Here is a 2,616-nt window from a genome sequence, read left to right as displayed (position 1 = left end):
GGGTGGTGGGCGGGGTCGGCGGGGTGGGCGGGGTCGGCGGCGTGCCCGGCATCGCGTTCTTGTCGGCGCCACCGTTGTCACGGGTCAGGCCGGCCTTCTTGCTGCACACCGGCCACGCACCGGGACCCGCGTAGGCCAGAGCGCGACGGGCCGCGGCGATCTGCTCGGCCTTGGAGGCGAGGTCGGCGCGCGGCGCCCACACCGTGGCCCCGACGCCCTTCCAGGCCACGGGGTGGAACTGCAGGCCACCGTAGTAGCCGTTGCCGGTGTTGATCGACCAGTTGCCACCGGACTCGCACTGAGCCACGCGGTCCCACACTGTCGGGTCGTAGGCGGCGTGGGCGGGGGCGGAGAAGCCGGAGGCCACGACCGCGCCGGTGAGGCCGGCTACGGTCAGGCCGCGCTGGGCCGAGGAGTTCTGGGGGGACATGAGGGGAGGTCCTTTCCTGACCGGTCCGCCGCCGGGGTGAGCTGTCGGGTTCGGGCGTCAGGAGCCCGGCCTCGCTCGGGAGGCTTCACTCCGAGTCGGCCACCCGGTGCGGTGGCCGACGGAGATGGGTGCCCCGTGTTCGCCAGCGCCCGGGAATCCGGCAGGGCGCACCCGTGGCGAACGTGGGCGGCGGGTGCGCGCAAGGGGATGTGCGTGATGAGGAGTCGCTCCCGTACTGGAGGTGCGGGCGCGATTCACAGAGTAGCGACGGACGCGCCCGCGTCAAGCCCTGGGTGGACATGTGCGAGGCCCCCGTCCACCTGTGGGTGGTCCGGGGGCCTCGGGGCCGGCTCGGCGCCGGCGGGTGGCTCACCGCAGCGGGTGGGCCGGGTGGCTCACTTGGTCAGCTCACCGAAGGTGTGCCAGAAGTAGCCGCGGTCGGTCTTCACCCAGCCGCTCTCGAGCTTCACGCCCTCGAGCTGGGTGCCGGCCTCGAGGATGCCCTTCGGCGTGTTGTCCATGCCGGCCTCCGGGCGCAGGTTCACGCCGCGGTCGATGGTCCAGGTCACGGTCTCGCCGGTGGTGTCGTCCTCGTCCACGAACGGCGTCGGGGCCGGCTCGGGCTGCGGCTTGGGGGCGGGCTCCGGCGTGGGCTCCGGCGTGGGGGCGGGCTCCGGCTTGGGCTCCGGCGTGGGGGCGGGCTCCGGCGTGGGCTCCGGCTCCGGCTTGGGCTCCGGCTTGGGGGCCGGCTCCGGCTTGGGCTGGGGCTCCGGCTTGGGGGCCGGGGTCGAGCCACCGTCGGGCATGGCGTTGCTGTCGGCGCCACCGTTGGCGGAGGTCAGACCGGCCTCGATGGAGCACATCGGCCAGGCCTTGGGGCCGGCGTAGGCCAGGGCACGGCGGGCGGCGGCGATCTGCTCGGACTTGGAGGCGAGGTCGGCGCGCGGGGCCCACTGGGTGCCGCCGACGCCCTCCCAGGCCTGCTGGGTGAACTGCACGCCACCGTAGAAGCCGTTGCCGGTGTTGATGGACCAGTTGCCACCGGACTCGCACTGCGCCACGCGGTCCCACACGGAGGGGTCGTAGGAGGAGGCGTTGGCGGGCGCGGCAGCGGCCAGGCCGGTCACGATGAAGGCACCGGACACACCAGCGGCGCCGAGGGCACGGTGGGACGAGAGGGGGAAACGGGACATGGGGATCCTTCCTGACTGCATCCGCCGGTGGAGTGAGCTGTCGGGTTCGGAACGTCAGGTGTCCCGGCCTCCGGAGGAGGCTTCACCCCGAGCGGGGAGATGACCCCGCGTACTTCCTGTGGGTCCCCCACACCCGCCAAGACCCCGGGACTCTCCCGGGCACAGCGCGTCCGTGGCGGGATTGGGCGGCGGACGCGCGTCACAAGTGACTGAAATCAAGGGTTTTCAGTTGTGCGGTGACGGCTCTTCGGGCCGTGCACGGGCAGCAACGATAGCGATGAGCCGCCCGAGGTCAAACTCAGACGCGCGTCGCTCCCCGCCTCGAGGGCCTGTTCAGCCTAGGGGCACCAACGATGTGGGCCACCCCTGTGAGAGCCCCCACAGGGCCACCACGGCCCCGGCCACCACGAGCACGAGTGCCCCCACCGCCGCCGCGGGACCGGACCGCAGCGGGGCCGCCAGCGTCAGGTGCGTGCCCCGCCGCAAAGAGGCGCTGTCGATGCCCCACCAGAGCGCCAGCACCGCCACGAAGGCACCACTGCCCCAGGCGAGTGCGTTGTCCAGACCCACCGCGGAGGGGGTCCGGAACGAGGTGAGCGCGTCGTGCCCCAGGAAGAGGTTGACCAGCACCACGACCGCGGCCCCCAGGACCGCCGGCGCGATGAGGGACGCGGCCGAGCGCAGCACGGCCGTCACCAGGTGCCAGGGAGCGGCCGCCGTGATGCGCCACGCGTCACCGCGGCGGCGCCCGCGGGCCATGAGCCGGCGCAGGTGACCCATCGCGCTGTGGTCCACCCACCGGGCCACCAGCACCCACGCTGCCACCACGGCCGTGGCCACGACCGGCCAGAGCATCGCGAGGGCGATGACCAGGAGGGCGCCGGTCAGCACCACCCACGGGAGCCGGCGCTGGCGTCCCCGCGGGTCGTAGGGGTGCAGGCGCGCCGGGCCGGGTGCCCCCTGCGGCAGCACGCTCGCTCCGTGGCCCGCCTG

The 2,616-nt window shown here is 73.8% G+C and carries 2 protein-coding genes, 1 pseudogene and 2 riboswitches; all 3 genes and pseudogenes read right to left on the bottom strand.

Translation table 11 applies throughout. The annotated features are described in order from the left end of the window. Positions 1-430: transglycosylase family protein (locus HMPREF3099_RS04425; RefSeq protein ID WP_141761987.1), on the bottom strand; the 430-nt coding region annotated here is incomplete at its 3' end. Positions 431-441: 11 nt separating this feature from the next. Next, positions 442-588: riboswitch (cyclic di-AMP (ydaO/yuaA leader) on the bottom strand. Positions 589-825: 237 nt separating this feature from the next. Continuing rightward, positions 826-1,623 carry a transglycosylase family protein gene (locus tag HMPREF3099_RS04420; protein ID WP_070704486.1) on the bottom strand — a complete coding sequence of 266 codons (798 nt, stop codon included), beginning with the start codon at positions 1,621-1,623 and terminating at the stop codon, positions 826-828. 6 nt (positions 1,624-1,629) lie between these two features. Beyond that, positions 1,630-1,783, bottom strand: a riboswitch (cyclic di-AMP (ydaO/yuaA leader). Positions 1,784-1,956: 173 nt separating this feature from the next. Next, a pseudogene (locus HMPREF3099_RS11945) lies at positions 1,957-2,616 on the bottom strand (hypothetical protein); the annotation flags it as partial.

Source organism: Kytococcus sp. HMSC28H12 (assembly GCF_001816045.1).
GTDB classification, from domain to species: Bacteria; Actinomycetota; Actinomycetes; order Actinomycetales; family Dermatophilaceae; genus Kytococcus; species Kytococcus schroeteri.
Note: the sequence above shows the minus strand (reverse complement) of the source record. Positions and strands in the feature narration are given on the sequence as shown.

What these genes read in the sequence shown, in the direction of transcription:
- HMPREF3099_RS04420 (WP_070704486.1), bottom strand. Translation starts at nt 1,623, where the DNA reads ATGTCCCGTTTCCCCCTCTCGTCCCACCGTGCCCTCGGCGCCGCTGGT.